General features: G+C 69.7%; 26 protein-coding genes. 9 read left to right on the plus strand and 17 right to left on the minus strand.

Annotation, left to right across the window (positions count from 1 at the left end):
- Positions 1-110: 110 nt before the first annotated feature.
- Both D2K64_RS04560 and D2K64_RS04565 read left to right on the plus strand, forming a co-directional pair.
- Positions 111-1,085: a CobW family GTP-binding protein gene (locus tag D2K64_RS04560; RefSeq protein WP_120007032.1), complete on the plus strand. Its 975-nt coding sequence runs from the start codon at positions 111-113 to the stop codon at positions 1,083-1,085.
- Entirely contained in the window at positions 1,082-2,113 is a 1,032-nt protein-coding gene (locus D2K64_RS04565; protein ID WP_120007033.1) for a WD40 repeat domain-containing protein, read from the plus strand. Before D2K64_RS04560 ends, D2K64_RS04565 begins: the two co-directional genes overlap by 4 nt.
- Positions 2,114-2,470: 357 nt before the next feature.
- On the opposite strand, the gene D2K64_RS04570 is transcribed toward D2K64_RS04565, so the two are convergent.
- Genes D2K64_RS04570 through rph form a run of 3 tightly spaced genes read right to left on the minus strand, consistent with a single transcriptional unit; the run spans position 2,471 to position 5,475 of the window.
- A complete protein-coding gene (locus D2K64_RS04570) occupies positions 2,471-4,078 on the minus strand; it encodes an ABC transporter substrate-binding protein (protein ID WP_120007034.1) in 1,608 nt (535 codons plus the stop codon).
- A 57-nt stretch (positions 4,079-4,135) separates the two neighbouring features.
- The gene (locus tag D2K64_RS04575) at positions 4,136-4,711 is read right to left on the minus strand and encodes a non-canonical purine NTP pyrophosphatase (protein WP_120007302.1); all 576 of its coding nucleotides are present in this window, start codon (positions 4,709-4,711) and stop codon (positions 4,136-4,138) included.
- Between the two features lie 47 nt (positions 4,712-4,758).
- Positions 4,759-5,475: a ribonuclease PH gene (gene rph / locus D2K64_RS04580; protein ID WP_120007035.1), complete on the minus strand. Its 717-nt coding sequence runs from the start codon at positions 5,473-5,475 to the stop codon at positions 4,759-4,761.
- A 124-nt stretch (positions 5,476-5,599) separates the two neighbouring features.
- Here rph and D2K64_RS04585 point away from each other — a divergent pair, with 124 nt between their 5' ends.
- Positions 5,600-5,860, plus strand: a complete 261-nt coding sequence (locus tag D2K64_RS04585) for a hypothetical protein (protein WP_202910477.1) — start codon at positions 5,600-5,602, stop codon at positions 5,858-5,860.
- A 25-nt stretch (positions 5,861-5,885) separates the two neighbouring features.
- Here D2K64_RS04585 and D2K64_RS04590 read toward each other — a convergent pair whose 3' ends face one another.
- Both D2K64_RS04590 and D2K64_RS26120 read right to left on the minus strand, forming a co-directional pair.
- The gene (locus D2K64_RS04590; protein ID WP_120007036.1) at positions 5,886-6,356 is read right to left on the minus strand and encodes a hypothetical protein; all 471 of its coding nucleotides are present in this window, start codon (positions 6,354-6,356) and stop codon (positions 5,886-5,888) included.
- Positions 6,357-6,432: 76 nt separating this feature from the next.
- A complete protein-coding gene (locus D2K64_RS26120) occupies positions 6,433-7,104 on the minus strand; it encodes a bactofilin family protein (RefSeq protein ID WP_370764348.1) in 672 nt (223 codons plus the stop codon).
- A 286-nt stretch (positions 7,105-7,390) separates the two neighbouring features.
- Between D2K64_RS26120 and D2K64_RS04600 the strand changes: the two genes are divergently transcribed.
- The 3 genes from D2K64_RS04600 (at position 7,391) to D2K64_RS04610 (ending at position 10,395) form a co-directional block, all read left to right on the plus strand.
- On the plus strand, positions 7,391-8,371 hold the full coding sequence (locus tag D2K64_RS04600) for an adenosine kinase (RefSeq protein ID WP_120007305.1): 981 nt from the start codon (positions 7,391-7,393) through the stop codon (positions 8,369-8,371).
- Between the two features lie 19 nt (positions 8,372-8,390).
- On the plus strand, positions 8,391-9,302 hold the full coding sequence (locus D2K64_RS04605; protein WP_120007037.1) for an AEC family transporter: 912 nt from the start codon (positions 8,391-8,393) through the stop codon (positions 9,300-9,302).
- 88 nt (positions 9,303-9,390) lie between these two features.
- Positions 9,391-10,395, plus strand: coding sequence for a Bug family tripartite tricarboxylate transporter substrate binding protein (locus D2K64_RS04610; RefSeq protein ID WP_120007038.1), 1,005 nt, complete (start codon positions 9,391-9,393; stop codon positions 10,393-10,395).
- On the opposite strand, the gene D2K64_RS04615 is transcribed toward D2K64_RS04610, so the two are convergent.
- Complete coding sequence (locus tag D2K64_RS04615) at positions 10,392-11,135, minus strand: Crp/Fnr family transcriptional regulator (RefSeq protein WP_120007039.1); 744 nt, start codon at positions 11,133-11,135, stop codon at positions 10,392-10,394. The genes D2K64_RS04610 and D2K64_RS04615 overlap by 4 nt on opposite strands.
- Before the next feature lie 573 nt (positions 11,136-11,708).
- Here D2K64_RS04615 and prfB point away from each other — a divergent pair.
- The 3 genes from prfB to D2K64_RS04630 all read left to right on the plus strand — a co-directional run bounded on the left by prfB (position 11,709) and on the right by D2K64_RS04630 (position 13,811).
- On the plus strand, positions 11,709-12,839 hold the full coding sequence (prfB, locus tag D2K64_RS04620; protein WP_120007040.1) for a peptide chain release factor 2: 1,131 nt from the start codon (positions 11,709-11,711) through the stop codon (positions 12,837-12,839).
- 75 nt (positions 12,840-12,914) lie between these two features.
- Positions 12,915-13,490 carry a DUF1643 domain-containing protein gene (locus tag D2K64_RS04625; RefSeq protein ID WP_120007041.1) on the plus strand — a complete coding sequence of 192 codons (576 nt, stop codon included), beginning with the start codon at positions 12,915-12,917 and terminating at the stop codon, positions 13,488-13,490.
- A 123-nt stretch (positions 13,491-13,613) separates the two neighbouring features.
- A complete protein-coding gene (locus D2K64_RS04630) occupies positions 13,614-13,811 on the plus strand; it encodes a hypothetical protein (RefSeq protein WP_120007042.1) in 198 nt (65 codons plus the stop codon).
- A gap of 38 nt (positions 13,812-13,849) precedes the next feature.
- Here D2K64_RS04630 and D2K64_RS04635 read toward each other — a convergent pair whose 3' ends face one another.
- The 11 genes from D2K64_RS04635 to nusA form a co-directional block, all read right to left on the minus strand.
- Positions 13,850-14,644 (minus strand): amino acid ABC transporter ATP-binding protein, encoded by a 795-nt coding sequence (locus D2K64_RS04635; RefSeq protein WP_120007043.1) that lies wholly within the window; start codon positions 14,642-14,644, stop codon positions 13,850-13,852.
- A gap of 40 nt (positions 14,645-14,684) precedes the next feature.
- The gene (locus D2K64_RS04640; protein WP_120007044.1) at positions 14,685-15,839 is read right to left on the minus strand and encodes an amino acid ABC transporter permease; all 1,155 of its coding nucleotides are present in this window, start codon (positions 15,837-15,839) and stop codon (positions 14,685-14,687) included.
- Between the two features lie 73 nt (positions 15,840-15,912).
- Positions 15,913-17,115, minus strand: coding sequence for an amino acid ABC transporter permease (locus D2K64_RS04645; RefSeq protein ID WP_120007045.1), 1,203 nt, complete (start codon positions 17,113-17,115; stop codon positions 15,913-15,915).
- An 86-nt stretch (positions 17,116-17,201) separates the two neighbouring features.
- The gene (locus D2K64_RS04650) at positions 17,202-18,254 is read right to left on the minus strand and encodes an amino acid ABC transporter substrate-binding protein (protein ID WP_120007046.1); all 1,053 of its coding nucleotides are present in this window, start codon (positions 18,252-18,254) and stop codon (positions 17,202-17,204) included.
- Between the two features lie 412 nt (positions 18,255-18,666).
- On the minus strand, positions 18,667-18,939 hold the full coding sequence (gene rpsO, locus D2K64_RS04655) for a 30S ribosomal protein S15 (RefSeq protein WP_120007047.1): 273 nt from the start codon (positions 18,937-18,939) through the stop codon (positions 18,667-18,669).
- A gap of 14 nt (positions 18,940-18,953) precedes the next feature.
- Entirely contained in the window at positions 18,954-19,943 is a 990-nt protein-coding gene (truB, locus tag D2K64_RS04660) for a tRNA pseudouridine(55) synthase TruB (protein WP_120007048.1), read from the minus strand.
- Positions 19,944-20,151: 208 nt separating this feature from the next.
- Positions 20,152-20,487 carry an acyl-CoA thioesterase gene (locus tag D2K64_RS04665; RefSeq protein WP_120007306.1) on the minus strand — a complete coding sequence of 112 codons (336 nt, stop codon included), beginning with the start codon at positions 20,485-20,487 and terminating at the stop codon, positions 20,152-20,154.
- Between the two features lie 53 nt (positions 20,488-20,540).
- Positions 20,541-20,969 carry a 30S ribosome-binding factor RbfA gene (gene rbfA, locus D2K64_RS04670; protein ID WP_120007049.1) on the minus strand — a complete coding sequence of 143 codons (429 nt, stop codon included), beginning with the start codon at positions 20,967-20,969 and terminating at the stop codon, positions 20,541-20,543.
- A 159-nt stretch (positions 20,970-21,128) separates the two neighbouring features.
- The gene (infB, locus tag D2K64_RS04675) at positions 21,129-23,903 is read right to left on the minus strand and encodes a translation initiation factor IF-2 (RefSeq protein ID WP_120007050.1); all 2,775 of its coding nucleotides are present in this window, start codon (positions 23,901-23,903) and stop codon (positions 21,129-21,131) included.
- Between the two features lie 60 nt (positions 23,904-23,963).
- Entirely contained in the window at positions 23,964-24,647 is a 684-nt protein-coding gene (locus D2K64_RS04680; protein WP_120007051.1) for an RNA-binding protein, read from the minus strand.
- On the minus strand, positions 24,598-26,166 hold the full coding sequence (gene nusA / locus D2K64_RS04685; RefSeq protein WP_120007052.1) for a transcription termination factor NusA: 1,569 nt from the start codon (positions 26,164-26,166) through the stop codon (positions 24,598-24,600). Before nusA ends, D2K64_RS04680 begins: the two co-directional genes overlap by 50 nt.

Here is a 26,166-nt window from a genome sequence, read left to right on the forward strand (position 1 = left end):
ACAAGGCAGACCCGTTCCGGGCACACGGCACCCCCCGTGACCTGGGGCGTCATGCGTATCATATAACATCCCAAGCGCCGCCCGATCCCGACCCGGCAGGAGGAACCCGCATGAGCGAGACCAGCGACACCACCATTCCCGTTACCGTTCTCACCGGCTATCTCGGCGCCGGCAAGACCACCCTGCTGAACCGCATCCTCAGCGAGAACCACGGCAAGAAATTCGCGGTGGTGATCAACGAATTCGGGGAACTCGGCGTGGACAACGACCTCGTCATCGACGCCGACGAGGAAGTGTTCGAGATGAACAATGGCTGCATCTGCTGCACCGTGCGCGGCGATCTGGTGCGTATCCTGGGCGGGCTGATGAAGCGCCGCGGCCGGTTCGACGGCATCATCGTGGAAACCACCGGCCTCGCCAATCCGGCCCCGGTGGCGCAGACCTTTTTCATGGATGAGGACGTCAAGCGCGCGACGCGGCTCGACGCCATCGTCACCGTGGTGGATGCCAAGAACCTCCTGGCCCGGCTGGAGGACAGCAAGGAGGCGGAGGAGCAGATCGCCTTCGCCGATGTGATCGTGCTCAACAAGATGGACCTGGTGACCGAGGACGAGGCCGCCGAGGTCGAGCGCCGCATCAAGGCGATCAACCCCTATGCCGAGATCCGCCGCGCCACCAAATCCGATGTGCCGGTGGATGCGGTGATCGGCCGCGACGCCTTCAAGCTGGAGCGCATCCTGGAGCGCGAGCCGGATTTCCTGGAATCCGACGAGCACGAGCACAATGACGACGTGCTGAGCATGAGCTTCGAGGTGGAGCGCCCGATCGACCCCGAGCTGTTCAACGCCTGGATCGGCGGCCTGCTGCAATCCAAGGGCCAGGACCTGCTGCGCACCAAGGGCATCCTCCACTACCAGGGCGAGGATCGGCGCTTCGCCTTCCAGGCCGTGCACATGATCGCCGATGGCGACTTCATCGGCCCCTGGAAGGAAGGCGATCCGCGCAAATCCAAGATCGTCTTCATCGGCCGCAATCTGAACCGTCCGCAGCTGCGCCGCGGCTTCGAGGGATGTGTGGCCGGATGAGCGAGACGGCGAACGACGCGGATTTCCTGCTGTCCTCCCGCGGCCGGTCGGAGGAGCTGGGCGCCTGGGTGATGGCGGTGGCCTTCGGGCGGGATGGTCATGGCTGCGCCTTCTCGCTCGGCGACGGCACGCTGCGGCTGGCCTCGACCGAGGATGAGTGGCGCCGGGTGGAGGCGCATGACGGCGCCGCCCTGTCGCTGGTGCCGGATGCCGAGAACGGCTTTCTGTCCGGCGGCGATGACGGCAGGTTCCTGCGCGTCACCGCCGCGGGCGAGATCAGCGAACTCGCCGATTTCGGCACCATGAAGTGGGTGGAGCACCTGGCCAGCCATCCATCCGGGCTACGCGCCGCCTCGGTGGGCAAGGTGGTGCACCTGTTCGGCCGCGACGGGGCGAAGCTGAAGGCGCTCGTCCATCCCTCCACGGTGGGCGGCGTCGCCTTCGACGCCAAGGGCAAGCGGGTCGCGGCCGGGCATTACAACGGCGCCAGCGTCTGGTTCGTCAACAGCAAGGAGGACAAGCCGCGCGTGCTGCCCTGGAAAGGCAGCCACCAGCAGGTGCTGTTCAGCCCGGATGGCACCCATGTGGTCACCACCATGCAGGAGAACGCGCTGCATGGCTGGCGCCTGACCGACCAGCAGGACATGCGGATGTCCGGCTATCCTGCCAAGGTCAAATCCTTCTCCTTCACCGCCAAGGGGCGCTGGCTGGCCACGGCGGGGGCGGATTGCGTCGTGCTCTGGCCGTTCTTTGCTGGCGGGCCCATGGGCAAGCCGCCGGTGGAGCTGGCCGGCGGCGACAGCATCGTCTGCACCCAGGTGGCCTGCCATCCGCAGCACGAGGTGGTGGCGGCCGGCTTCCAGGACGGTCTGGTGCTGATGGCCGAGATCGGCTCGGGCAAGATCGTGCCGGTGGCGGCGCCGGGGCGGGGCGCGGTGTCGGCGCTTGCCTGGAACCCGTCGGGAACGCGGCTGGCCTTCGGCACCGAGACCGGCTTCGCCGGGGTGGTCGACCTGTCGAAACGGTGAAGCGGGTCCGCCCCGCCGCCTTTCCGCTGGAGGAATGAGTGAGGTCCGGGGAAATGCCGTTCCCGGACCGCTCCTGATGCAGCCCGCCAGCCGCAACATCTCCGCGAACGGCGCGCCGCCCCGCGAACGCGATGTCGCGTCAGCGCCACCGGCGCCGCCGCCACGGCCGATCGGCGCGGAACCGTGCATGACATCTCCTTCATGCCGGCGCTGTCGCCTGAACAGGTGAGCGGCGCTGCCCTTGTTGACGAGGCATGCCCAAGATGCCCAAGGCGACGGGCCGCCCCGAGCAGCGCCACGCCAGGCTGGCGACACACCGCAACCTGATGATGGCACCGTCGCGCGGGCCCCGCCGCATCAACCCTTCCGCACCGGCGCGAACAGCGTGCGGTAGGCGATGCCGCCCAGACGGAAATTCTCCACCTCCCGACGGGTCACCGCCACTTCCTGCTGCTGCAGCAGGATCGGCAGGGGAGAGCGTTCGCGGAACTCGCGCTGCAGCCGGCGATAGGTGTCGAGCCGCCGTGCGGTGTCCACCTCGCGTGTGTTGGCCTGGGCCGCCTCGCTCAGGGCCGGGTCGCGCCAATGGTTGCGCCACGCCACGGTCTTGAGCGGCGAATCGTCGCCATCATCAGGGTTCACCAGGAAGGCCTGGGCGTTGGAATGCGGGTCGAAATAATCCGAGCCCCAGTACAGCAGCGCCGCCTCGTGCTGCCGGGCACGGGTCTTGGTGATCACCTGCCGCTGCTCGCCGGACAGCAGGCGCACGCGGATGCCGACCGCGTCGAGGTCGGCCTGGATCGCCTGGGCCACGTCGGCGTGCGGCAGGCTGGAGAAATGGTCGAGCGTGATGGCGAAGCCCTCCGCCGCGCCGGCTTCGCGCAGCAGGGCGCGGGCACGGTCGGGGTCGTGGCGGAAGCTGGTGTCGTCCAGCGCGCCCGGCATGCCGGCGGGCAGGAAATCCTGGTGCACGCGCCAGGTGCCGCGCACCAGGTTGCGCTCGATGCCGGTGTAGTCGATGGCCCATTTGATAGCCTGCGCCACGGGCGGCCGCCCGAGCATCGGATGGGCTTGGTTGAGGCCGAGATACAGCAGGAAAGCGCGGTCCTGGCGCAGGACGCGGAACGCCTCGTCGCCTTCCAGCCCCTGGATCTGGTCGGCACTGAGGTTGCGGGCGATGTCCATGTCGCCCTGGCGCAGCTGCAGCAGCTGCGCCGCCGGGTCCGGCACGTGGCGGATCAGCACCCGGCGCAGCGCCGGGGCCGAAGGGTGACGGGGATTGGCCTCCAGCATCACGCTCTCGCTGGCGCGCCACTCGCGCAGGGTCCAGGCGCCGGAACCCGCGCTGTTCTGCCGCAGCCAGCCATTGCCCCAGTCATTCCCCTGGGCGTGGCGCATCACCGCCGCCTTCTCGACGATGCTGGCGACGTTGGCGTTGAGGCAGTACAGCACGAAGCTCGGCGCGCGCGGCTCGGCGATGCGCAGCGTCACGCTGCGGGGGCCGCTGGCCTGAACCCGTTCCGCCACGTTGTCCGGCGTCAGGCCGAACTGGCCCAGGATAAAGGCCGGTGCCTTGTTCAGCGTCACCGCGCGCTGGAACGAGAACGCCACATCTTCCGCGGTGACGGGCGCGCCGGATGCGAAGACGCGGTCCGCGCGCAGATGGAAGGTGAAGCCCTGGCTGTCCGCCGCCACCTCCCAGCGCTCGGCGAGGTCGCCCACCATGCGGGTGGAATTCGCCGGGTCCACGGCCAGTAGCCGGTCATAGATGTTGCCCATGATCTCGCCGCTGGACGCCTCGAAGGAGTCGTGCGGGTCGAGGCTGGTGATGTCGTCGATCTGCCGCGCGATCGCCAGGATGCCGGGCGGCACGGCGGCATGGGCCGGCCGCGCCTGCCCCGGGAGAAGCAGGGCCGGCGCGGCCAGCGCCGGCAGGGCTGATGCAAGGTCGCGTCGCGTCAACATCGGGAATCCCCTTCGCGTGGCACTGCGCCAGCAACGCAACAGGGGCGTTCCCGTTCCTCAGCCGGTCAGGCAGCCCTCGTCCAGCAGGCGGAAGGCGGCGGCCCGGTGGCTGATGCGGTGCTTCGCCGCGCTGCCCATCTCGGCAAAGGTCTGGTCGTGGCCGTCCGGCTGAAACATTGGGTCATAGCCGAAGCCCGCCTCGCCGCGCGGCGGCCAGACCCAGCGGCCCATCGCGCGGCCTTCAAAGGCTTCCGTGTGGCCGTCCGGCCAGGCCAGCACCAGGGCGCAGGTGAACCAGGCGGTGCGGTCGGGGTGCGGCCGCGCCAGGGCCTCCAGCCGGGCCATGGCGGCCGGGTAGTCGCGCCGCCCATCCGGCAGCTCGGCCCAGTCGGCGGTGCGCACGCCGGGATCGCCGTTCAGCGACGCCACGGAGAAGCCGCTGTCATCGGCCAGCGCCACCAGGCCGGAAGCGCGCGCCGCAGCCACCGCCTTGATCGTGGCGTTGCCGACGAAGCTGGCCTCCGTTTCCTCGGGCACCGGCAGGTTCAGCGACCTGGCGCTGACCACCTCGATGCCGTGCCCGGCCAGCAAGGCGGCGTTCTCGCGCACCTTGCCCTCGTTGTGGCTGGCCATGACGATGCGGCGCTCGGTCAGCGGGCGGCGTCCCGTTGCCGTGGCGCTCACCGGTGGATCGCCTTGCGCTGCGCGGCGAAGAGCTGCTCCGTGCCCTGGCGCGCCAGCGCCAGCAGCCGCAGGAACTGCTCGTCCGAGAAGGGGGCGCCCTCGGCCGTGCCCTGCACCTCGACGATGCCGCCCTTGCCGGCCAGCACGAAATTGGCGTCCGCCCCGGCCGCGCTGTCCTCGGCATAATCGAGGTCGAGCACCGGCTCGTTCTTCCAGAGGCCGCAGGACACCGCGGCCACCTGATCCTGCAGCGGGTTGCGCTTGATGGCGTTCTTCAGCACGCAATGCTCGAAGGCGTAGTGCAGCGCCACCCAGGCGCCGGTGATGGCGGCGCAGCGCGTGCCGCCATCGGCGGTCAGCACGTCGCAATCCACGGTGATCGCCATCTCGCCCATCGCCTTGCGGTCCACCACGGCGCGCAGGCTGCGGGCGATCAGCCGCTGGATCTCCTGGGTGCGGCCGGATTGCTTGCCGCGGGCGGCCTCGCGCTCGCCCCGCGTGTGGGTGGCGCGCGGCAGCATGCCGTATTCCGCATTGATCCAGCCCTCGCCCTTGTTGCGCAGGAAGGGCGGCACGCGCGGCTCGACGCTGGCGGTGCACAGCACCTCGGTTACGCCCAGCCGGATGCGGCAGGAGCCCTCGGCATGGCGGGCGACGCCGGGTTCCAGGATCAGGGTGCGGAGGGCATCGGCGGCGCGGCCGGAAGGGCGCATGGCGGGGCTTCTTTCGTGCGGTGCGCCGCCGGAATGCGACGCGGGGCGGCGGGCTGTCAAATCGCGCGGCCTGGAACCCGCCCAGGGCCGGGGAGTTTGCACCCGAGAACCCGAGGAATATCCGATGAGCTCTTCAAACACCGACCTGCAGACCACCCCGCCGAACTGGCCCGCTACCCAGGAAGCCGGTGAGCTGAGCCTGCCCGAGCGCGCCGGCTATGTGGCGGCCGGGCTGGTGCTGGCCGCCGCCGCCGCCCGGCCGCGGCCCAACCCGGTGCTGACCGCGCTGGCGCTTGGCGCCGGTGCCTACCTGGCTTGGCGGGGCGCGCAGGGCACCTGCCCGATGAAGGCGGCGCTGGTGCGGCAGGGGGTGCTGAGCGCCTGATCCGCCAGTGGCGGAGGCGGGTGGATCAGCCTGCGCCCGGCAGGCTGGCCAGATCCGACCGGGTGCTGCCGGCGCCGCGCTGCAATTCCTGCAGGCAGCTGGCTTCCGTCTGCCGGTCTGTGCCGGAGGAGCGCGCCGCGGCATAGCTGACGCGCAGCGGGCTGCTCGGCGCGTCGTCTCGGTCCAGCACCACGTCCAGATGGCAGAACGGCGTCTGGTACAGCCAGATCTGCGCCGCGCCCTCGCGCCGGCGCAGGCGCGGCTCGCCCAGCCAGCGGCGCAGCGCATCGGGCGACTGGCCCAGCAGCTGGGACACGGTGCCGGGCGTCGCCTGCGGGCGGGGCATGGCGGGTGCGGCGGTCGGCTGCAGGCCGGCCAGGCTGGTGCGGTAGCTGGCCAGGACCTCCTCCAGCACCGCCTGCGGATCGACCCGCTGCTGTTGCGCGCAGGCGCCCAGAACCAACAGGGAAGCCAGGATCAGGGCACGCGGCGGCATGGTGCACCGGGTCGGGAGGGAATGGAGCGCGGGCCGGCGGGCCCGCGGGCCCGCGCCAGGGCGCTGGCGTGGCGGCTCAGTTCTCGCCGAGGCTGGCCGGCGCCGGCAGGTAGCTCTGGGCCGGGGCAGCGTCGGTCAGCATCTCCATGCGGCCGGACAGCTGGCCGCCATCCTCCACCTGGAGACGGCGGCAGCGGGCAACGCCCAGCACGCGGCCGGTGCCGCGGATCACCAGATTGCCGCGTGCGGTCAGGGTGCCGTCGAAGGTGCCGATGATCTCGGCGTCCTCCACCTCGACCTCGCCGCGGAACACGCCGCTCTGGCTGATGAATAGCTCGGTGGCGTGCATCATCTGGCTCTCGATGGTGCCTTCCACCACCAGCCGCTCGGCATCGGTGACGGTGCCCTGCAGGCTGATACCCTTGCCCACCACCATGGTGCGGCGGTCGCTCATCGCCGGGGCCTGCAGGCTCGGCGCCGGCTGCGGTGACGGCGCGTGCATCGCCTGGCCGTGCAGGCCCGCATTCACCGGCGGCCGCTGCGGCAATCCCACACCGATCGGCGGCTGGCTGGGCTTGGGCGGCAGGTTCATGGCAGGCTCCTGGCTGGGCGCTGGGCGAAACGGGGGCACGGCGAGGTCCGGATCGCGCGCCACCGGAACGGTGGTCGGCGGTGCGAAGCCATCCTCACTCTCGGCGCCCGGCGCGTGGGATGCGGGCTCTTCGCGGCGGCGGCGAAAGACGGACATCGGCTCACCCTTTATCGGCACGGCGGTTGAGAAAGGGGCATGCGCGGGAACGGCGCAAGCCGTGCTGCGAGGCGAATGGGCTATCACGGGCCACCCCGCACCGACAACGGGGCTTGCCGGGGAAAGCCGGGATTTCCAGGATCTTCCGGCGCATTTCACGATGCCGGCCGCAGCCGCGCGGCACGGCGTCCCGGCCCGCCCCTTTGCCGTGCCGAGCGCCGGCTGCTATCGCGTCGCCGTTCCGGCGGCGCTCCGGGACCACATCGCAAAGGGTTCCGGTATTTTCATGGCTGCTCCCACCCTCGACATCCTCGGCATCGGCAACGCCATTCTCGACGTGCAGGCGCGGGCGGACGATGCCTTCCTGGCGGCCCAGGGCATGCAGCGCGGCGCCATGACCCTGATCGATGCCGAACGGGCGCAGGCGATCTATGCGGCGATGGGCCCGGGCGTGGAAAGCAGCGGCGGGTCGGCCGGCAACACCTGCGCCGTGGCGGCGGCGATGGGCGCGCGGGTCGGGTTCCTCGGCAAGGTGGCGGAGGATGCGCTGGGCGAGGTGTTCGCGCACGACATCCAGGCCGCCGGCGTCGCCTTTCCGACGCCGAAGCTCCGGGGCGGCGCACCCACGGCGCGCTGCCTGATCCTGGTGACGCCGGATGGCCAGCGCACCATGAACACCTTTCTCGGCGCCTGCGTCGCCTTCGGCGAGGCCGACGTGGACGAGGCGATGGTGGCCGCCGCCGCCGTGACCTACATGGAAGGCTACCTGTTCGACCCGCCGGAGGCGCAGAACGCCTTCCGCCGCGCCGCCGCCATCGCGCACGCGAACAACCGGCAGGTGTCCATGACGCTGTCCGACCCGTTCTGCGTCGGCCGCCACCGCGAGGCGTTCCGCGCCTTCGTGGCGCAGCAGACCGATATCCTGTTCGCCAACGAGGCCGAGATCATGAGCCTCTACGAGACGGACAGCTTCGAGGCAGCGATGGAGGCGGTGCGCCGGGACGTGAAGCTGGCCGCCCTGACCCGCTCCGAGCAGGGCAGCGTGGTTGTGTCCGGCGCCGACACGCATGCGGTCGCCGCGGTGCCGACCGAGGTGGTGGACACCACCGGGGCCGGCGACGCCTACGCCGCCGGTTTCCTGGCGGCGCTGACCCAGGGCCACGCGCTGCCGGAATGCGGCCGCTGGGGCGCGGTCGCGGCGGCCGAGTGCATCAGCCATTTCGGCGCCCGCCCGCAGGCGGAGCTGAAGGCGCTGCTGGCCCGCTGACCGCCGGAGCCGCCCGCCCATGGCCGCCTGGGCCGATGCCTTCACCGCCATCTTCGGGCTGATCGGCCTGGGCTGGCTGCTGCGCCAGCGCATGCTGCCCGACGCCACGCCCTGGGCGGCGATGGAGAAGCTGGTCTTCACCGTGCTGCTGCCGGCGCTGCTGGTGTCCTCGATCGGCGCCACCGATGTGCGCGCGCTGCCGCTCGGCGCGCTGGCCGGCACCATCTGGGGCACGCTGCTGCTGGGCACGGCGCTGTCGGTCGGGCTGGCGCGGATGCTGCACCACAACCACGCCACCATGACCTCGGTGCTGCAGGGCGGCATCCGCTACAACAACCTGATCGCCTTCGCTATCGCCGGGGCGGCGCAGGGCTCCGCCGGCATCGCGCTGGGCGGCATCGCCACCGGGCTGATCGTGCCCTGCGTGCAGACCATCATCACCGTGGCCTTCGCCCTGGGCGGCGATCGCCGCCCGCATCCCCTGCGCGTGCTGCGGCAGATCCTGACCAACCCGCTGATCCTGGCCTGCCTCGCCGGGCTGGCGCTGTCGCTGCTGGGTGGGCCGCCGCCGGGGCTGAACGGATTGCTGCGGGCGCTGGCGCAGGGTTCGCTGGCGGTGGGGCTGCTCTGCGTCGGCGCGGCGCTGACGCCGCGGGCCCTCGCCGCGCAGCCGATGACGCAGTTCCTGACCGCCGTGCTGAAGCTTCTAGTCATGCCGGCCATTGCCACCGCCCTGGCGCTGGCCACCGGGCTCGCCGCAGCCCCGGCGGCCGTGGCGATCCTGTTCATCGCGCAGCCCACCGCGCCCACCGCCTATGTGCAGGCCCGCGCCATGGGCGGGGACGCACCGCTGATGGCGACAATGATTACCACCCAGCACATCGCCGCCATGGCCACGCTGCCCTTTTGGGTATGGCTATTGGCACGCTGAGCCGCCGCGATGCCGCTGGCGTGAGGCGGCCCTGCAACGCATGATGCGCCGCACCCGGCCTGGCCGGGCCAGCGGGAGAAGGTACGGCATGGTTGGACGACGTGGACTGGTTCTCGGGGCGGCCGGTGGTGCCCTGCTGGCGCGGGGCGGCCCGCGCGGCGCCCATGCGCAGGGTCAGCCCTCCGCTCCGCCGCCGGCGAGTTGGCCCGACCATCCGCTACGCTGGGTGGTGGGCTATCCGGCCGGAGGCCCGTCCGACACCTTCGCCCGGCTGATCGCCGGCCAGATCGGGCCGCGCCTCGGCCACAACATGGTGGTGGACAACCGCCCCGGCGGCGGCGCCGTGCTGGCCAGCGAAACCGTGGCCCGCGCCCCAGCGGATGGCTACACCCTGCTGCATTCCGACAATGGCAACCTGGTCTACAACCCCGCGCTCTATGCCCGCCTGCCTTATGATCCGGACCGCGACCTGACCGGCGCCGGCTTCATCGGCCGCTTTCCGCTGTTTCTGGTGGTGCGGCCGGAAGGCGTGTCGGACTTCAAGGCCTATGTCGCCCTGTCCCGGCAGCGGGCGCCGAATTACGGCACGCCGGCCGTGGCCTCGCCGCACCACCTGGCGATGGAGATGCTGAAGCGCCGCGCCGGCTTCGAGGCGACGCATATTCCCTATCGCGGCGGCCCGGCGGCGATGCAGGACCTGCTGGCCGGCACCCTCGACAGCGTGCTGATCGACTGCGCCACCGGCATTCCCTTTATCCGCGAAGGCAAGGTGCGCGCCCTGGTGGTGCTGTCGGAACGCCGCTCGGCCCGGGCGCCGGCCGTGCCCACCGCGCGGGAACTCGGCATTGCCGAGGCGGTGGCCTTCGGCTGGCAGGCCATGCACGCCCCCGCCGGCACGCCGTCCGCCATTCTCGAGCGGCTGAACCAGGAGGTGCGCGCCGCGGTGGCCTCGGACGCGATGCAGGAGCGCATGCGCGCCCTCGGCATCGAGAGTGCCGCCTGGTCACCCGGTGAGCTGAACAGCTTCGTGGCCGCCGAGAGCCGGTTGTGGCGGCCGTTGATCCGCGAATTGGGGATCCGGCTCGATAGCTAGGACTGCTCGCTGCCCGGCGCCGCCCTTGAACAGAACAGGTGCTCATGGATGCGCCGCTGGACGCCATAGCATTCGCAGGCGACGCTCTCCAGGCCGGCGCGGTCGGTGACCGTGATCCTGCCCTTTTCATACCGGATGAAGCCCGATTTCTGGAACTGGCCCGCAGCCACCGTGATGCCGGCGCGGCGGACGCCGAGCATCATGGACAGGATCTCGTGCGTCATGGGGAACTGGTTGTTGCTGGTTCTGTCATGGGCCATCAGCAGCCAGCGGGCGAGGCGTTCCTGGGTGTGGTGCCGGCTGTTGCAGGCCGCCGTCCGCGCGACCTGCTCAAGATGGGCCAGGGCATAGCGCAGCGTGAAGGAATGCAGGACAGGATCGGCCGACACGGCAGCACGCAGGGCATCGGCACTCATGGTCCACGCCGTGCCCGGGCATTGCACCAGGGCCTCGATGGTGCTGCGGTCGCTTCCCAGCAGAACGGGAAGGCCGACCAGACCCTCGGGGCCGACCAGCCCGACCTCGGCGGCGTCGCCATCCTCCATGTAGGCCACCATGGAAACGTAGCCATCGTCCGGGAAGTAGATGGACGTGATCGGGGCATTTGGCTCATGCAGCACGACCTTGGACACCAGCTCCACCGGCCTCAGCTCCGGCCAGATGCGGGACAGGCTGCTGGGCGGGAGGGCGGCGAGCAGCCGGTTGCGCGGTGCAGGCGTCAGGGAATGCGAAGAAACCAATCGGGGCTCCTGCCAGGCAGATCCGCGGGAGCACGATGGCGGCTGGCTGCCCGCGCCCGCACGAGTCTCAGCGGGCGCACATCGCTTACGGTGTCGCTTCCGTTACGTCGGCCCGAAAGCGCACAGTTGCAGGCGCGTTCGCCAGCCATCCGCTGCCGGGAACGCAATGGGGAGCGGGGCTTCCGCGACGATGACGGAACGGATGGGCATTCCCTGATCCGGGCCTGCCCTCTCGTCCATCCGCTGCGGCGATGCGGGGCGTGACCGGGGAACACGGCCAGCCCTTCCCGCCCCGACGCCGGCAGGGCCCTCGAACCGCGGCAGCGGTCACAGGGAAGGCGGACCGGAGACGCGGGCGCGGCCTTAGCGGCGGGGACCGGCGCGCCGCGCCATCGCGGCCGCAGCCGGCCCTGGACTCGGTGGCTGGGGGAAGGTTATCCCCCGCAATCCCGCCGCCGCCGCCCGTGGATGATCCGCGAGGCGGCGGACCCCCTTGCGGCGGGGATGCGCCGGCTGCAATCGGTGCCTGCGGTGAGGGCCCCCTGGGGGTGGCCCGGGGTGATGGAGTGCGACATGCGAGCTGATGCCGAGGCCCTGCGCGGCCAGATCGAGGATTCCATCGCCCTGCTGCGCCGCCACCTCGACTGGGACGTGGCGGTGCGCCGCCTGGACGAGGTGAATGCCCGCTCCGAGGACCCGACGCTCTGGGAAAAGCCCGACGAGGCCCAGGCGGTGATGCGCGAGCGCACCCGCCTCGCTGACCAGATCGACGGCGTGCGGGCGCTCGAGCGCAATGTGCGCGACGCGCTGGAACTGGTGGAGATGGGCGAGGCCGAGGGAGACGAGGCCACGGTCAACGCCGCCATGGCTGACCTGAAGGCTTTCGCGGCCGAGGCCAAGCGGCGCGAGATCGAGAGCCTGCTCTCGGGCGAGGCCGACATGCGCGACTGCTTCATCGAGGTGAATGCCGGCGCCGGCGGCACCGAGGCGCAGGATTGGGCGCAGATGCTGCTGCGCATGTACACGCGCTGGGCCGAGAAGCGCGGCTACAAGGTGCAGCTGACCGAGGAATCCGAAGGCGAGCAGGCCGGCATCAAATCGGCCACCATCCAGGTGTCCGGCCCCAACGCTTATGGCTGGCTGAAGACCGAGAGCGGCGTGCACCGCCTGGTGCGCATCTCCCCCTTCGACGCGGCGGCACGGCGACAGACCTCCTTCGCCAGCGTCTACGTGTTTCCGGTGATCGACGATAAGATCGAGATCGAGATCAACCCGGCCGATCTGCGCACCGACACCTTCCGCGCTTCCGGCGCCGGCGGCCAGCACGTCAACAAGACGGAGTCCGGCGTGCGTTTCACCCATATCCCGACCGGCCTCGTGGCGGCTTCCACCCAGGATCGGTCGCAGCACCGCAACCGGGTCATCGCCATGGATATGCTGAAGGCGCGGCTCTACGAGCTGGAGCTGCGCAAGCGCGAGGAAGTCAACGCCGCCACCGAGGCCGGCAAGACCGACATCGGCTGGGGCCACCAGATCCGCTCCTATGTGCTGGCCCCGTACCAGCTGGTGAAGGATCTGCGCACCAATGTCGAGAAGGGCAACCCCGACGCGGTGCTGGATGGCGAACTGGACGAGTTCATGGCCGCGGCGCTGGCCACCCGCGTCGGCGCGCACCGCTCCGAGGCCAGCGCCAGCGCCCGCTGAGCCTGGGGCGGCCGCGCCCCCACCAAGCAGCGGGCGGAACAGGCAGCGGCTTCCCGTTCTTGCCGGAGTGTTGTCATGACCGACCTGTTTCCCGAAACGCTGCGCCCGCAGGACCGGCACGATCCGGGAGGCAAGGTGCGGCTGGCGCTGTCGGACGACGTGGTCAGCCGCGCCGCCTTCTCGGAGGATGGCCGCTACCGCACCTTTCTGGAGCGGCGCTGGGACGGCAAGCCGTTCGGCTCGCCCGGCTTCATCGCCTGGATCATGATGAACCCGTCCACCGCTGACGAGCGGGTGGACGATCCCACGGTGCGCCGCGCCCGCGACTTCACTCGCCGCTGGGGATACGGCGCCATGGTGGTGCTGAACAGCTTCGCCCTGCGCGCCACCCGGCCGGCCATGCTGCTGGAAGCCGAGGATCCGGTCGGGCCCGGCAATGACGCGGCGATCCGCGAATGGTCCATCCGGGCGGAGCGGGTGATCGTCGCCTGGGGCCTGCCGCCGAAGAAGCTGCGCGAGCGCGGCCGGGCCCTGGCCGCGCTGCTGCGCGAGGCCGGGGTACGGCCCATGGCGCTGAAGGTCACCGCATCGGGGGAGCCGGGGCACCCGCTCTACATCGCCGGCGACACCCTGCCGGTGCCCTGGACATGAAACGCTGCGAGACTGCAAATTCCGGTTGAAATCACGCGATCGTGAGCTAATCTACGGCTGTCCTTACGAAAACGTGAGGTTCATGGGTTCACACAAATCCCTCCAAAACAGGATGGAAGAGCCATGGCACAGCCGGAACAGTTCCAGGCTCCCGCAGATCTGGCGTCAGGGCGGATGGCCGCCCTGACGTCCGGCACCCCGGCGGACAGGATCGTTCGTGTGGTTGGCCGGCAGTTCCGCCGGCTGCGGCTGTGGCTGTCCCCCGGCGGGTACCGGCCGGAGCGCCACTACATGCGTGGCGGGCGGCAGCCCCAAGGCTGACTGGCCCCCCGACGCGCCCCGCCCCCCGCGTACCGGCTTCAGTGGCCGCGCAGGATCTGGCTGAGGAAGGTCTTCAGCCGCTCCGTCTTCGGATCGTTGAACAATTGCTCGGGCACGCCCGATTCGACGATCTCGCCGCGGTCCATGAACACCACCCGATCGGCGACTTGGCGGGCGAAGCCCATCTCGTGCGTGACGCAGATCATGGTCATGCCGGTGTCGGCCAGCATCACCATGGTGTCGAGCACCTCCTTGATCATCTCCGGGTCGAGGGCCGAGGTCGGCTCGTCGAACAGCATGATCTTGGGCTTCATGCACAGCGCGCGGGCGATGGCGACGCGCTGCTGCTGGCCGCCGGACAGCTGGCCCGGATATTTGTTGGCCTGCTCCGGGATCTTGACCCGGGTCAGGTAGTCCATGGCCAGCGCCTCGGCCTCCTTTTTCGGCATCCGGCGGACCCAGATGGGCGCCAGGGTGCAGTTCTCCAGGATGGTCAGGTGCGGGAACAGGTTGAAGGACTGGAACACCATGCCGACCTCGCGGCGGATGGCATCCAGGCTGCGCAGGTCGTCGGACAGCTCGATGTTGTCGACGATGATGCGGCCTTCCTGGTGCTGCTCCAGCCGGTTGATGCAGCGGATCATGGTGGATTTGCCGGAGCCCGAGGGACCGCAGACCACCACCCGCTCGCCTTGTGCCACGGACAGGTTGATGTCGCGCAGCACGTGCAGGGCGCCGTACCACTTGTTCACCTTGTCCAGCAGAATGGCCGGCGGGGCATCGGTGCGGACGGCGGAGGAGACGTGCGCGGCCGGTTCCATGGTGGCGCTCATGGGGTGGTTCCTTCGCGGCGGATGTTCGGGTTGCGGGGCATCAGCGGACGCGGTGCTGGTTCAGCTCCGCTTCCAGCCCCTGGCTGTAGCGGGACATGGCGAAGCAGAAGATGAAGTAGATCAGGCCGATGGTGACGTAGATCTCGATGCCGAAGCCCTGCCAGGCGGGTTCCACGATGGCGGTCTTGCCGGCGGTCAGCAGGTCGAAGATGCCGATGATCAGCACCAGCGAGGTATCCTTGAACATGCCGATGAAGGTGTTCACCAGCGGCGGGATCACCAGGCGCAGCGCCTGCGGCAGGATGATGAAGCCGGTTTTCTGCCAGAATCCCAGGCCCAGCGCGTCGGCCGCCTCGTACTGGCCGCGCGGCAGCGCCTGCAATCCGCCACGCACCACCTCGGCGAGGTAGGCGGCGGCGAACAGGATGATGGCCACCTGGGCGCGCAGCAGCTTGTCGATGTTGATGCCTTCCGGGAGGAAGAGCGGAAACATCACGCTGGCCATGAACAGCAGCGAGATCAGCGGCACGCCGCGGATCAGCTCCACATAGAGGATGCAGAGCGTCTTGATCGCCGGCAGCCGCGAGCGCCGGCCCAGCGCCACCAGGATCGACAGCGGAAAAGCCAGCGCGATGCCGAAGGTAGACAGGATCAGGGTGATCACCAGGCCGCCCCAGCGCTCCTGCGGCACATAGGACAGGCCGAACACGCCGCCCCACATCAGCAGGCCGATCAGCGCCAGCGTGCCGATCCAGATCAGCGCCAGCTCCTTGCGCCAGAAGCGGCGCATGGCGGAAACGATATAGAGGCCGATGAACAGCAGCACGCACAGCGCCGGCCGCCAGTGCTCCTCATAGGGATAGGTGCCGAACAGCATGAAGCGGTGCTTCTCGGTCACCACGGCCCAGCAGGCGCCGGTGCCGTTCAGCGCGCGGCAGGCCTGGGTCTGCGCCTGGCCATTGGTAACTGGCACCGACCAGATGGCGTTGACGAAGGCCCAGTCGATGAAGCCCATCGCCCAGCGAATGATCAGATAACCCAGCGCCAGGGTTACGGCGGTGGACAGCCAGGAGGAGAACAGATTGGTCTTCGCCCAGGCCACTGGCCCCACCGCGAGCAGCGGCGGACGGCGCGGGCCGATGACGGCGTCCTGCAGCGGACGCGGGGCAGAGGCTTCGGCAGCGATCTCGGCCATGGGTCAGCCCTCCTGCGGCGCGCACGGCGCCTGGACGGGAATGCGGGAAGGGTGGGCGGCAGGGGTCATGGCGTCACCGTTCCACCAGCGCGATGCGCGCATTGTACCAGTTCATGAACAGGCTGATCGACAGGCTGATCGACAGGTACACCGCCATGATGATGGCGATGCCCTCGATCGCCTGCCCTGTCTGGTTCAGCGTGGTGTTGGAGATCGAGACGATGTCCTGGTAGCCGATGGCCACCGCCAGCGAGGAGTTCTTGGTCAGGTTCAGGTACTGGCTGGTCATCGGCGGGATGATCACGCGCAGCGCCTGCGGCAGCACGATCAGCCGCATGATGCGGCCGCGCTGCAGGCCGAGGGCCTCGGCCGCTTCCCATTGACCCCGGGCGACCGACTGGATGCCGGCGCGGACGATCTCGGCGATGAAGGCGGCGGTGTACATCACTAGACCGAGCAGCAGCGCGAAATATTCCGGGGTGATGGTCAGGCCGCCCTGGAAGTTGAAGCCGCGCAGCGCCGGGATGTCGCCGGCGAAGGGGGCGCCGAGGCCGGCCCAGATCAGCAGCGGCAGGCCGAGGATCAATCCCAGCGCCAGCGGCCACACCTTGCGCGGCTGGCCGTCCGCCATCTGCTTGGCGCGGGCGGCGCGGGCGTAGAAGATCGTGGCGACGATGCCGGCCACCAGGCCGAGCAGGGCGAAGCTGTGCGCGTCCTGCCACTGGATCCAGGGCAGCTTCAGGCCGCGATTGGACAGAAACACGCCGGTCACGGGGTTCAGCGACTGGCGCGGCGCCGGCAGGCCCTGCAGGATGGCGTACCAGAACAACAGCTGCAGCAGCAGCGGCAGGTCGCGGATCACCTCGATATAGGTCGCCGCGATGCGCGACAGCAGCCAGTTCTTCGACAACCGGGCGATGCCGATCAGCGTGCCGAACACCGTGGCCAGGAGGATCCCGATCACCGCCACCTTCAGCGTGTTCAGCACGCCGACCAGCAGCGCCCGCGCATAGGTGTTGGTGGGGTTGTAGTCGATGACATGCTCGCCGATCGGCAGCCCGGCCTCGCGGCTCAGGAAGCCCCAGCCCGTGGCGATGCGGCGCACTTCCAGGTTGTGGGAGGTGTTGCTGACCAGCCACCAGAGGATGCTGACGACGACGCCGACCACCAGCACCTGCCAGACGATGCCGCGCAGCTTCTCATCGGCCCAGGACAGTCGGATCCCCTTCTTCGGCGGCGCACGCAGCAGCCTGGGATCGGCGGCGGTGTCGGACATTGGTGAAGCCCCGTTCTTCTTTGTTCACGACTGCCGGGCGGGGCCACCAGGGTCCCGCCCGCTTCATGATTTGCGCCTATGCCGACTTACCGGAAGGGCTGCGCGTATTGCTGGCCGCCCTGCGTCCACTGCGCGTTCGGGCCGCGCTGGATGCCGATCGGCTTCAGGTGGCGGTCAAACATCTCGCCGTAATTGCCGATCGCCTTGATGACCCGCACGCCCCAGGCATCGTCGACGCCGAGCATGGCGCCAAGGCCGCCATTCTTGCCCAGCATGCGCTGCACCTCGGGGCGGGCATCATTCGCCGCAGCCTGCTCAACATTGGCGGAGGTGATGCCGAACTCCTCGGCGCCGACCAGCAGATAGTGGGTCCAGCGCACCAGGTCGGACCAGCGCTGGTCGCCGTGGCGCACGGCCGGGCCGAGCGGCTCCTTGGAGATCACTTCCGGCAGGATCACGTGCTCGGCCGGCTGCGGCTGGGCGGAACGGGTGGCCGCCAGGCCGGATACGTCGGTGGTGTAGGCGTCGCAGCGGCCAGCGACATAGGCGGAGACCAGTTCCTCCAGCCGCTCGATCACCACGGGGGTGAACTGGATGCTGTTGGCGCGGGCCCAATCGGTCAGGTTCTGCTCAGTGGTGGTGCCGGGCTGCACGCAGACCGTGGCGCCGTTCAGCTCCTTGGCCGAGGACACGCCCAGGCTGGCCTTCACCATGAAGCCCTGGCCGTCATAGAAATTCACTGCCGGGAAATCGAGGCCGAGCGAAGTATCGCGCGACAGGGTCGCGGTGGTGTTGCGCGGCAACACGTCGATCTCGCCCGATTGCAGCGCCGTGAAGCGGCCCTGCGCCGTGGTCGGCACGTAGCGGATCTTGCTCTGGTCGTTGAACAGGGCCACCGCCAGGGCGCGGCAGTAATCCACGTCGAAGCCGGTCCAGCGGCCCTGGCTATCCGGCTGGGCGAAGCCGGCCAAGCCGGTGTTCACGCCGCAGCTGAGCGTGCCGCGGGATTTCACGGCGTCCATCGTCGCCGCAGCGCCGCCGGCGGGTGCGGGTTGTTGCGCCATCGCCGGCGCCGCCACGGCACCGGCCAGAAAGGCCGCGCCGAGCGTGCGGAGGGTGGCAAGCCGCATGGGCGTCATCAAACTGTTTCTCCCAATCCGTGTTCCAGCCCCTGCCCGCGATTTTTGGCGACGCCTGAGCTGTGGCGACGCTGCATGCCTGTCATGGCACGAACGCCTGCCTGCCCGTTAGCTTTGCCTCAAGCCTGACGCAATCACCGTTACTGCCGGCAGCAAGGCTCGCATGAGCAGCTTCTGCGGTGCAGCAATCCCCGTGCCAAGGCCGGCGGAGCGCCCAACCGCGTTGATTTGGCGGTGAAACTGCAGGTTCGGGCAGGCTGCCTTGCCGATCGGGCAGTGAACGGCGCGAATTTGCCCTCAAAGCAGGCAAAGGCCATCGCAAGGCAGCAGAATTCACGCAAAAAAAAGCGCCGGCTCCTTTTCAGGAACCGGCGCAATTTTTTTGGCGCAGACCGGGGTCAGCAGGCCAGGATCAGCGGCGCAGGCCGAGACGCTCGATCAGGCTCTGGTAGCGGGCCTGGTTCTTGCGCTTCACATAATCCAGCAGGCCACGGCGCTGTCCGACCAGCACCAGCAGGCCGCGGCGGCTATGGAAATCCTTGGGGTGCGTCTTCAGGTGCTCGGTCAGCGAGGAGATCCGCTCGGACAGCAGGGCGACCTGCACCTCCGGGCTGCCCGTGTCGCCTTCCTTGGTGGCGTATTCCTTGATGAGCTCCGCGCGGCGCTCAGCGGTCACAGTCGACATCGGCACTTTGCCTTTCAGTTTGCCGCGTCATCCCCGATAGGATCAACGGGCAGGAGGGTCTTTTCGCCCGGGCCGAGCCACCGCTCCGGCTTGGCCATGCCGGATTCCAGGCGCACGAGTCCCTTCAGGCGCTCCCCCGCCATGGCCCGCGCGAGACCCCCTTCAGGGTCGGCGTCCACAGGGATCCGCCCCATCAGCTCCACCACCGAGATGGCCTGGCCGAAGGAGAGGCGTGCGATTTCAGCTTCCGTGAGGGCCAGAGCCGGGATGTCGGCCAGCGCGGTCGTCACGGGAAGCAGAAGATCCGGGGAAGGAGGCGGTGTATCCTCCGAAGCCACCAGCTTGTCCAGCGGAATCGCCTCGGCTTCCAGGAAGGGGCCGACACGCATGCGCCGCAGCACGGCGATGTGGCCGACGCTGCCGGATGCGCGGGCGATGTCGCGGGCCAGGGAGCGCATGTAGACGCCCTTGCCCGACTGCACGGTGAACACCGCCGTATCGGCGTCGGGGCGCGATTCCAGCTCGAACCGGTCCACCCGCGCCGGCCGCGCCGCCATGTCCGGGATCTGGCCGTCCCGTGCCAGGTCGTAGGCCCGCACGCCGTTGATCTTCAGCGCCGAGAAGATCGGCGGCACCTGCATGATGTCGCCGATGAAGGCGGGCAGTGCGGCGCGGATCTGCTCGTCGGTCGGGCGGGCATCGCTGGTCTCGATCACCTGCCCTTCGGCGTCATCGGTGTCGCGGGCCTCGCCGAAGCGCAGGGTGAAGCGGTAGGTCTTGGTGCCGTCCATGACGTAGGGCACCATCTTGGTGGCGGCGCCGAAGGCGATCGGCAGCACGCCGGTGGCCAGCGGATCGAGCGTGCCGCCATGCCCGACCTTCTGCGCGTTGAAGGCCCGCTTCAGCTTGTTCACCACATCGGTCGAGCCGATGCCCGAGGGCTTGTCGACGATCAGCCAGCCATCCAGCGGACGGCCCTTCGGTTTGCGGTTCGGGCGGGGCATCGGGAACTCTTCACGTTGTGCATCATGAAAGGGCGCCGCCCCGTCATGCTGTGCCGCCAGGAACGGCGTGTCCTGGACCTTCCGGCTGGAAGGGGGGCGTCATACGATCAGGGGCGGCAGGGCGCAAACGGATTACGGTGCGCCGCAGGCGCGCCCCGCGAACCGGGAAGCGAAACCGGGCGCCCGGAGCGTCTGCCCGGCGGGTGTCTCAGGCTGCCGGCAGGGGCCGCGGGCGCCCGGTCGCATCCAGGGCGACAAAGGTGAACACCGCCTCGGTCACGCGGTTGGTGTGGTCGCTTTCCCGCTCCCGCCGCCACGCCTCGACCTTGATGCGCAGCGAGGTGCGGCCGGTGGACAGGATCTCGGCATAGAGGCTGACCTCGTCCCCGACCCGCACCGGGGAATGAAAACTCATCGCTTCCACCGCGACCGTGGCGCAGCGGCCGCGCGCGCGGCGGGCGGCGGCGTTGCCGGCCGCCATGTCCATCTGCGCCATCAGCCAGCCGCCGAAGATGTCGCCGGCCGGGTTGGTGTCGGCCGGCATGGCGACGGTGCGGATCACCGGCGCCCGGTCGGGCGGCGCCGCGTCGGGGGAGCTCAAGGAGCCTTGTCCTCGTCCGCCGCCCCACCGGGAGAGGGCTGCAGATCCTGCTGGACCTCCGGCCGGCGCATCACCGCGTCGATCTTCATGGCATAGTCCAGCGCTGTGTCGGGCTGGAAATGCATCTCGGGAGCGAATTTCAGCCGCACCGCGCGGGCCACCTGGGTGCGCAGATAGGGCTGCACCCGTCTCAGCCCCTTCAGCTCCTCCTGGGTCACAGCCCGGCCGAGGGCGGAGACGAAGCAGGTCATGTGCTTCAGGTCGGGCGAGGCGCGCACCTCGGTGACGGTGATGTGGCGGCCATCCAGGTCCGGGTCATGCAGCTCGCCGCGCAGGAACACGGCGGACAGGGCATGGCGCACCTCCTCCGCCACGCGAAGCATGCGCTGGCTGGGGGCGCCGGAGGTGGCGGTTTTCTTGGCCATGGGAACAAACACTCTGCGTGAGAAACGGCCAGGGGGAATGAACCATCCCCGGACCCCCGTCACCCTCCGGCCCGTGGCCGGGCCGTCCCGCGGACAAACCCGCCAGGCCGATGGTGAAAAGGGTCCGAGGGCGTTCATTCCCCCGGCCTTCAGCTGACGTCAGACCGCGGCGACGGTCTCGGTCTCGTAGCACTCGATCTGGTCGCCGACCTTGATGGCGTCGTAGTGGGCGAAGCTCATGCCGCACTCGTAGCCATTGGTGACTTCCTTGACGTCGTCCTTGAAGCGCCGGAGCGTCGCCAGCTCGCCCTGGTGGATGACGATGCCATCCCGCAGCAGGCGGACACCGCAACCGCGGCGCACCACGCCCTCGGTGACGCGGCAGCCCGCGATGTTGCCCAGGCGCTTGACCTCGAACACTTCGAGGATCTGCGCGTAGCCCAGGAACTTCTCGCGCTGGATCGGCGCCAGCTTGCCGCGCACCAGCTGCTCCACGTCATCCGCCACTTCGTAGATGATCGAGTAGTAGCGGATGTCCACGCCGTCCCGTTGCGCCATCTCCCGCGCTTGGCCGGTGGCCCGCACGTTGAAGGCGACGACGATGGCGTTGGACGCCTTCGCCAGTTGGATGTCGCTCTCGGTGATCTGGCCGACCGCCGAATGCAGCACCCGGACCTTGACCTCGTCGCGCGACAGCTTGTTCAGGGTCACGCCGAGCGCCTCGGCCGAGCCCTGCACGTCCGCCTTCACGACGACGGCCACTTCCTTCTGCTCGCCGGCGGCGACGCGGGCCATCATGTCGGCCAGCGTGCCGCGGGCGGCACCGGCGGCGGCCGCCTGCTTCTCCCGGAGCTTGCGCTGGCGGAACTCGCTGATCTCGCGCGCCCGGCCCTCATCCTCGACGAAGGAGAGCTGCTCGCCCGCCGCCGGAACGCCGGACAGGCCCAGGATCTCCACCGGCAGGGAAGGATCGGCCTCCTTCAACTGGCGGCCCTTGTCGTCGAGCATGGCGCGCACGCGGCCCCACTCGGCGCCAGCCACCACCATGTCGCCCTGGCGCAGCGTGCCCTTCTGCACCAGCACCGTGGCCACCGGGCCGCGGCCCTTGTCGAGCTTGCTCTCGATCACGGTGCCCTCGGCGCCGCGATGCGGGTTCGCCTTCAGGTCCAGCACCTCGGCCTGCAGCAGGATGGCTTCCAGCAGCTTGTCGAGGTTCATCGCCTTGGTGGCGGACACCTGGATCTCCATAGTGTCGCCGCCCAGGCTTTCCACCACGATCTCGTGCTGCAGCAATTCCTGCCGCACGCGGTCGAGGTTGACACCCGGCTTGTCGATCTTGTTGACCGCCACGATCAGCGGCACGTTCGCCGCCTTGGCATGGTGGATCGCCTCGATCGTCTGCGGCATCACGCCGTCATCGGCCGCCACCACCAGCACCACCATGTCCGTCACGCTGGCGCCGCGGGCGCGCATGGCGGTGAAGGCAGCGTGGCCCGGCGTGTCGATGAAGGTGACCTTCTGGCCGCCCTGCACCGTCACCTGATAGGCACCGATGTGCTGGGTGATGCCACCCGCCTCGCGGCCGGCCACGTCGGTCTTGCGCAACGCGTCCAGCAGGCTGGTCTTGCCATGGTCGACATGGCCCATGATGGTCACGACCGGCGGACGCGACAGCAGCTGCTCGTCGCTGTCGACGGTGCCTTCCAGCCCCTGCTCGACATCGGATTCCGAGACGCGGCGCACGCGATGGCCGAACTCGTTGACCACCAGCTCCGCCGTGTCGGCGTCGATGGTCTGGGTCAGCGTCGCCATCACGCCCATGCGGAACAGCGCCTTCACCACCTCGCCGCCACGGGCGGCCATGCGGTTGGCCAGCTCCTGCACGGTGATGACTTCCGGCACCACCACGTCGCGCACCACCTTCACGCCGTCCGAACGCAGGCGCTGCAGCTCCTGCTGCCGGCGCTCACGCTCGCGGGCACGGCGCACCGAGGCCATGGAACGGCTGCGGTCGTCGTCGCCCTCGATCGCGGCGGCCACGTCGATGCGGCCGTCACGGCGGCGGTCGCCACCCGAGGGCGCCTTGCGGGCCGGGGCGGGGACGGGCTTCTTGGCCGCCAGCGGACCTGCACCGCCGGGACGGCGCACGGGGCTGCGGCGCTCTTCCTCGCTCCCCTCGTCACGGCCGCGCAGCGTCAGGCGCGGCGCGGCGGCAGCCGGCGCCGCGGCCGGAGCAGCAGCGGCACCGGGCGCGGCAGGACGCCGCACCGCTCCGGCGCCACCGGGACCGGCAGCCGGGCGCGGGCCCATCGGGCGCTGCGGCGCCGCCGGGCGGGCGGTGCTGGGAATGGGGCCGGGGCGCGCCGCTGCCAGGGGCGGCGGCGGCGGCGCATTGCGGCGCGCTTCCTCATCGGCCTTGCGGCGAAGCTCTGCCTCGGCCTGGTCGCGCGCTTCCTGTTCGGCGCGCACCGCAGCTTCCTCGGCGGCGCGGCGATCTTCTTCCGCCTTGCGGGCGGCTTCCTCGGCGGCGCTGCGCACCATCAGGGCCTGACGCTCGCGCTCCTCGCGCTGGCGCTGGGCTTCCTGGCGGCGATGCTCCTCCAGCACGCGCAGGCGCGTGGCCTGCTCCGCCTGGTTCAGCGGGCGACCGGGGGTCGCCCCGCCACCGCCGCTGCGCGACGGGCCGGTTGCGCTGCGCTGCGGCCCACCGGCCGGACGCGGACCCGCGGCCTGCGGACCGGCGGGCTTGGCCCCCGGCGCACCCGGGCCGGCGGCCCGCTTCTTCACCACTTCGACCTGCACGGTCTTGCCACGACCATGGCTGAAGGACTGGCGCACCGTGCCAGCAGCCTCCGTCTTCCCCAGCTCCAAGCGTCCGCCGGGGCGGAGGCTCAGCCGGCCCTTGGCCGCGTCCTGTTCATTCTGGTCGCTCATTCGTTCGCCTGAACCCGATCCGTTCTGTGCCATCAATCCTCATCGCGAGCCGTTGCGGGCTCACGACCCCGCTCCGCTCGTGATGCCGGAGACGGCGGCCAGACGGCCCGCCTCCTGCAGCAGCATCTCGGCGATCCGTCCGGGGGCTATCGCCACGTGCACTGCATGATCCCTTCCGAATACCGAACCCAAATCCCCAGCACCAACCGCCAGGATCACCGGCACCTTGTGCCGTCCGATCACCCGCGCCCGCTCGCTGGGGCTCCCATCGTCCGCTTCCACCAGAACGGCTGCCCGCCCGGCCTGAAGCCATTCGCGCACCTGCTGGAAGCCGCACACCGCCTGCCCGGCCCTGCGCGCCAGCCCCACCTGGTCGCGAATGCGACCCCTGAGGCCAGTCTCGATCTGTGCGCGAAGGTCTGGGGGCAACTGCACCTGTCCGCGTGCAGCCCTGGAAAAGGCGCCGCGGCTCAGCGCGCGTTCTAGCACATCGGCCCGCGCGCTCAACCACATTCCCCGGCCGGGCAAGCGCCCCGCCAGGTCTGGCACGACCATCCGATCCGGCCCCAGCACGAAGCGGATCATCGCTTCCTTGGGCAGCGTGTCCCGCGTCGCGATGCAGCGCCGCAGCGGGCCTTTCAGCTCCGGCTCCGGCGTGCCGTCCTCGGTGGCGGGTTCGGATGCGATATCCGCGTTACTGGTCGTCGGTCTTCTCCTCGTCCGGCGTCGCCGCCGGGGCTTCATCCGCATTCTCCTGCGCGAACCAATGTTCGCGCGCTGCCATGATGATGGCGTTCGCGGTGTCCTCGTCGACGGCTTCGGCGCCGAGGATCTCGATCAGCTCGTCGGCGGCGAGGTCGGCGAGGTCGTCGAGCGTCTTCACGCCCTTCTCCCCCAGCGTCACCAGCATGGCCGGGCTGAAGCCGCCGGCCTCGGCCACCGCGTCCTCGACGCCGAGCGCGCGACGCTTCTCGTCCAGCTCTTCCTCGCGGCGGTCCAGGAAGGCCTGGGCGCGCCGCTTCAGCTCGGCAGCGACGTTCTCGTCAAAGCCCTCGATCTCGGCCAGGTCGTCATCCGGAACATCCACCAGCTCCTCGATGGAGGAGAAATCCTCACTCACCAGCAGCCCGGCGATGACGTCGTCCACGTCCAGCGCCTCGACAAACAGGCCGGTGCGCTTGCGGAACTCTTCCTGGCGCCGCTCGCTGGCCTCGGCTTCGGTCAGGATGTCGATGTCCCAACGCGTCAGCTGGGAAGCGAGGCGGACGTTCTGGCCACGCCGCCCGATTGCCAGCGACAATTGGTCATCCGGCACCACCACTTCAACCCGGCGGGTGTCCTCGTCGAGCACCACCTTGGACACCTCGGCCGGGGCCAGGGCGTTCACCACGAAGGTGGCGTTTTCCTGGCTCCAGGGAATGATGTCGATCTTCTCGCCCTGCAGCTCGGCCACCACGGCCTGCACGCGGGAGCCCCGCATGCCGACGCAGGCGCCCACGGGATCGATCGAGCTGTCGCGCGAGATCACCGCCATCTTGGCGCGCGAGCCCGGATCGCGGGCCACCGCCTTGATCTCGATGATGCCGTCGTAGATCTCCGGCACTTCCTGCGCGAACAGCTTGGCCAGGAAGCCAGGATGCGTGCGCGACAGGAAAATCTGCGGTCCGCGCGGCTCCTCGCGCACGTCATAGATGTAGGCCCGCACGCGGTCGCCGTTGCGGAACGCTTCGCGCGGAATGGTCTCGTCCCTCCGGAGAAGGGCTTCCGCGCGGCCGAGATCAACCATCAGGTTGCCATATTCGGTGCGCTTGACGACGCCGTTGATGATCTCGCCGACGCGATCCTTGTATTCGTTGAATTGCTTGCCGCGCTCCACCTCGCGCACGCGCTGCACGATCACCTGCTTGGCAGTCTGCGCGGCGATGCGGCCGAAATCGATCGGCGGCAGGGGGTCCACGATGAACTCGCCCACCGCGATGCCGGGCTTGATCTTCTGCGCGATGCGATGCGGGATCTGCGTCGCCTCGTTCTCCACCGGCTCCTGCTCGACCACCTCGGTCCACCGGCTCAGCTTCACCTCGCCGGAGCGGCGGTCGATGACGGCGCGGATGTCCTTCTCGTGCCCGTACTTGGCGCGGCCGGCCTTCTGGATGGCCTGCTCCATCGCCTCCAGCACCTCGTCCCGCTCGATCATCTTCTCGCGGGCGACGGCTTCGGCGACCTGCAGCAGCTCTGGGCGAGCGATGGCGACGTCTGCGGCCAT

The organism is Teichococcus vastitatis (genome assembly GCF_003604215.1).
Lineage (GTDB): Bacteria > Pseudomonadota > Alphaproteobacteria > Acetobacterales > Acetobacteraceae > Pseudoroseomonas > Pseudoroseomonas vastitatis.

Coding starts and splice junctions, on each gene's coding strand:
- D2K64_RS04560 (WP_120007032.1), top strand. CDS start 111: ATGAGCGAGACCAGCGACACCACCATTCCCGTTACCGTTCTCACCGGC.
- D2K64_RS04625 (WP_120007041.1), top strand. CDS start 12,915: ATGACCGACCTGTTTCCCGAAACGCTGCGCCCGCAGGACCGGCACGAT.
- D2K64_RS04565 (WP_120007033.1), top strand. CDS start 1,082: ATGAGCGAGACGGCGAACGACGCGGATTTCCTGCTGTCCTCCCGCGGC.
- D2K64_RS04640 (WP_120007044.1), bottom strand. CDS start 15,839: ATGGCCGAGATCGCTGCCGAAGCCTCTGCCCCGCGTCCGCTGCAGGAC.
- D2K64_RS04585 (WP_202910477.1), top strand. CDS start 5,600: ATGAGCTCTTCAAACACCGACCTGCAGACCACCCCGCCGAACTGGCCC.
- rph (WP_120007035.1), bottom strand. CDS start 5,475: ATGCGCCCTTCCGGCCGCGCCGCCGATGCCCTCCGCACCCTGATCCTG.
- D2K64_RS04600 (WP_120007305.1), top strand. CDS start 7,391: ATGGCTGCTCCCACCCTCGACATCCTCGGCATCGGCAACGCCATTCTC.
- prfB (WP_120007040.1), top strand. CDS start 11,709: ATGCGAGCTGATGCCGAGGCCCTGCGCGGCCAGATCGAGGATTCCATC.
- D2K64_RS04590 (WP_120007036.1), bottom strand. CDS start 6,356: ATGCCGCCGCGTGCCCTGATCCTGGCTTCCCTGTTGGTTCTGGGCGCC.
- D2K64_RS04650 (WP_120007046.1), bottom strand. CDS start 18,254: ATGACGCCCATGCGGCTTGCCACCCTCCGCACGCTCGGCGCGGCCTTT.
- D2K64_RS04575 (WP_120007302.1), bottom strand. CDS start 4,711: ATGGCCAGCCACAACGAGGGCAAGGTGCGCGAGAACGCCGCCTTGCTG.
- D2K64_RS04665 (WP_120007306.1), bottom strand. CDS start 20,487: ATGCCGGCCGACACCAACCCGGCCGGCGACATCTTCGGCGGCTGGCTG.
- rpsO (WP_120007047.1), bottom strand. CDS start 18,939: ATGTCGACTGTGACCGCTGAGCGCCGCGCGGAGCTCATCAAGGAATAC.
- D2K64_RS04635 (WP_120007043.1), bottom strand. CDS start 14,644: ATGAGCGCCACCATGGAACCGGCCGCGCACGTCTCCTCCGCCGTCCGC.
- rbfA (WP_120007049.1), bottom strand. CDS start 20,969: ATGGCCAAGAAAACCGCCACCTCCGGCGCCCCCAGCCAGCGCATGCTT.
- infB (WP_120007050.1), bottom strand. CDS start 23,903: ATGAGCGACCAGAATGAACAGGACGCGGCCAAGGGCCGGCTGAGCCTC.
- D2K64_RS26120 (WP_370764348.1), bottom strand. CDS start 7,104: ATGTCCGTCTTTCGCCGCCGCCGCGAAGAGCCCGCATCCCACGCGCCG.
- truB (WP_120007048.1), bottom strand. CDS start 19,943: ATGCCCCGCCCGAACCGCAAACCGAAGGGCCGTCCGCTGGATGGCTGG.
- D2K64_RS04680 (WP_120007051.1), bottom strand. CDS start 24,647: ATGAAGCCCCGGCGGCGACGCCGGACGAGGAGAAGACCGACGACCAGT.
- nusA (WP_120007052.1), bottom strand. CDS start 26,166: ATGGCCGCAGACGTCGCCATCGCTCGCCCAGAGCTGCTGCAGGTCGCC.
- D2K64_RS04570 (WP_120007034.1), bottom strand. CDS start 4,078: ATGTTGACGCGACGCGACCTTGCATCAGCCCTGCCGGCGCTGGCCGCG.
- D2K64_RS04645 (WP_120007045.1), bottom strand. CDS start 17,115: ATGTCCGACACCGCCGCCGATCCCAGGCTGCTGCGTGCGCCGCCGAAG.
- D2K64_RS04630 (WP_120007042.1), top strand. CDS start 13,614: ATGGCACAGCCGGAACAGTTCCAGGCTCCCGCAGATCTGGCGTCAGGG.
- D2K64_RS04610 (WP_120007038.1), top strand. CDS start 9,391: ATGGTTGGACGACGTGGACTGGTTCTCGGGGCGGCCGGTGGTGCCCTG.
- D2K64_RS04605 (WP_120007037.1), top strand. CDS start 8,391: ATGGCCGCCTGGGCCGATGCCTTCACCGCCATCTTCGGGCTGATCGGC.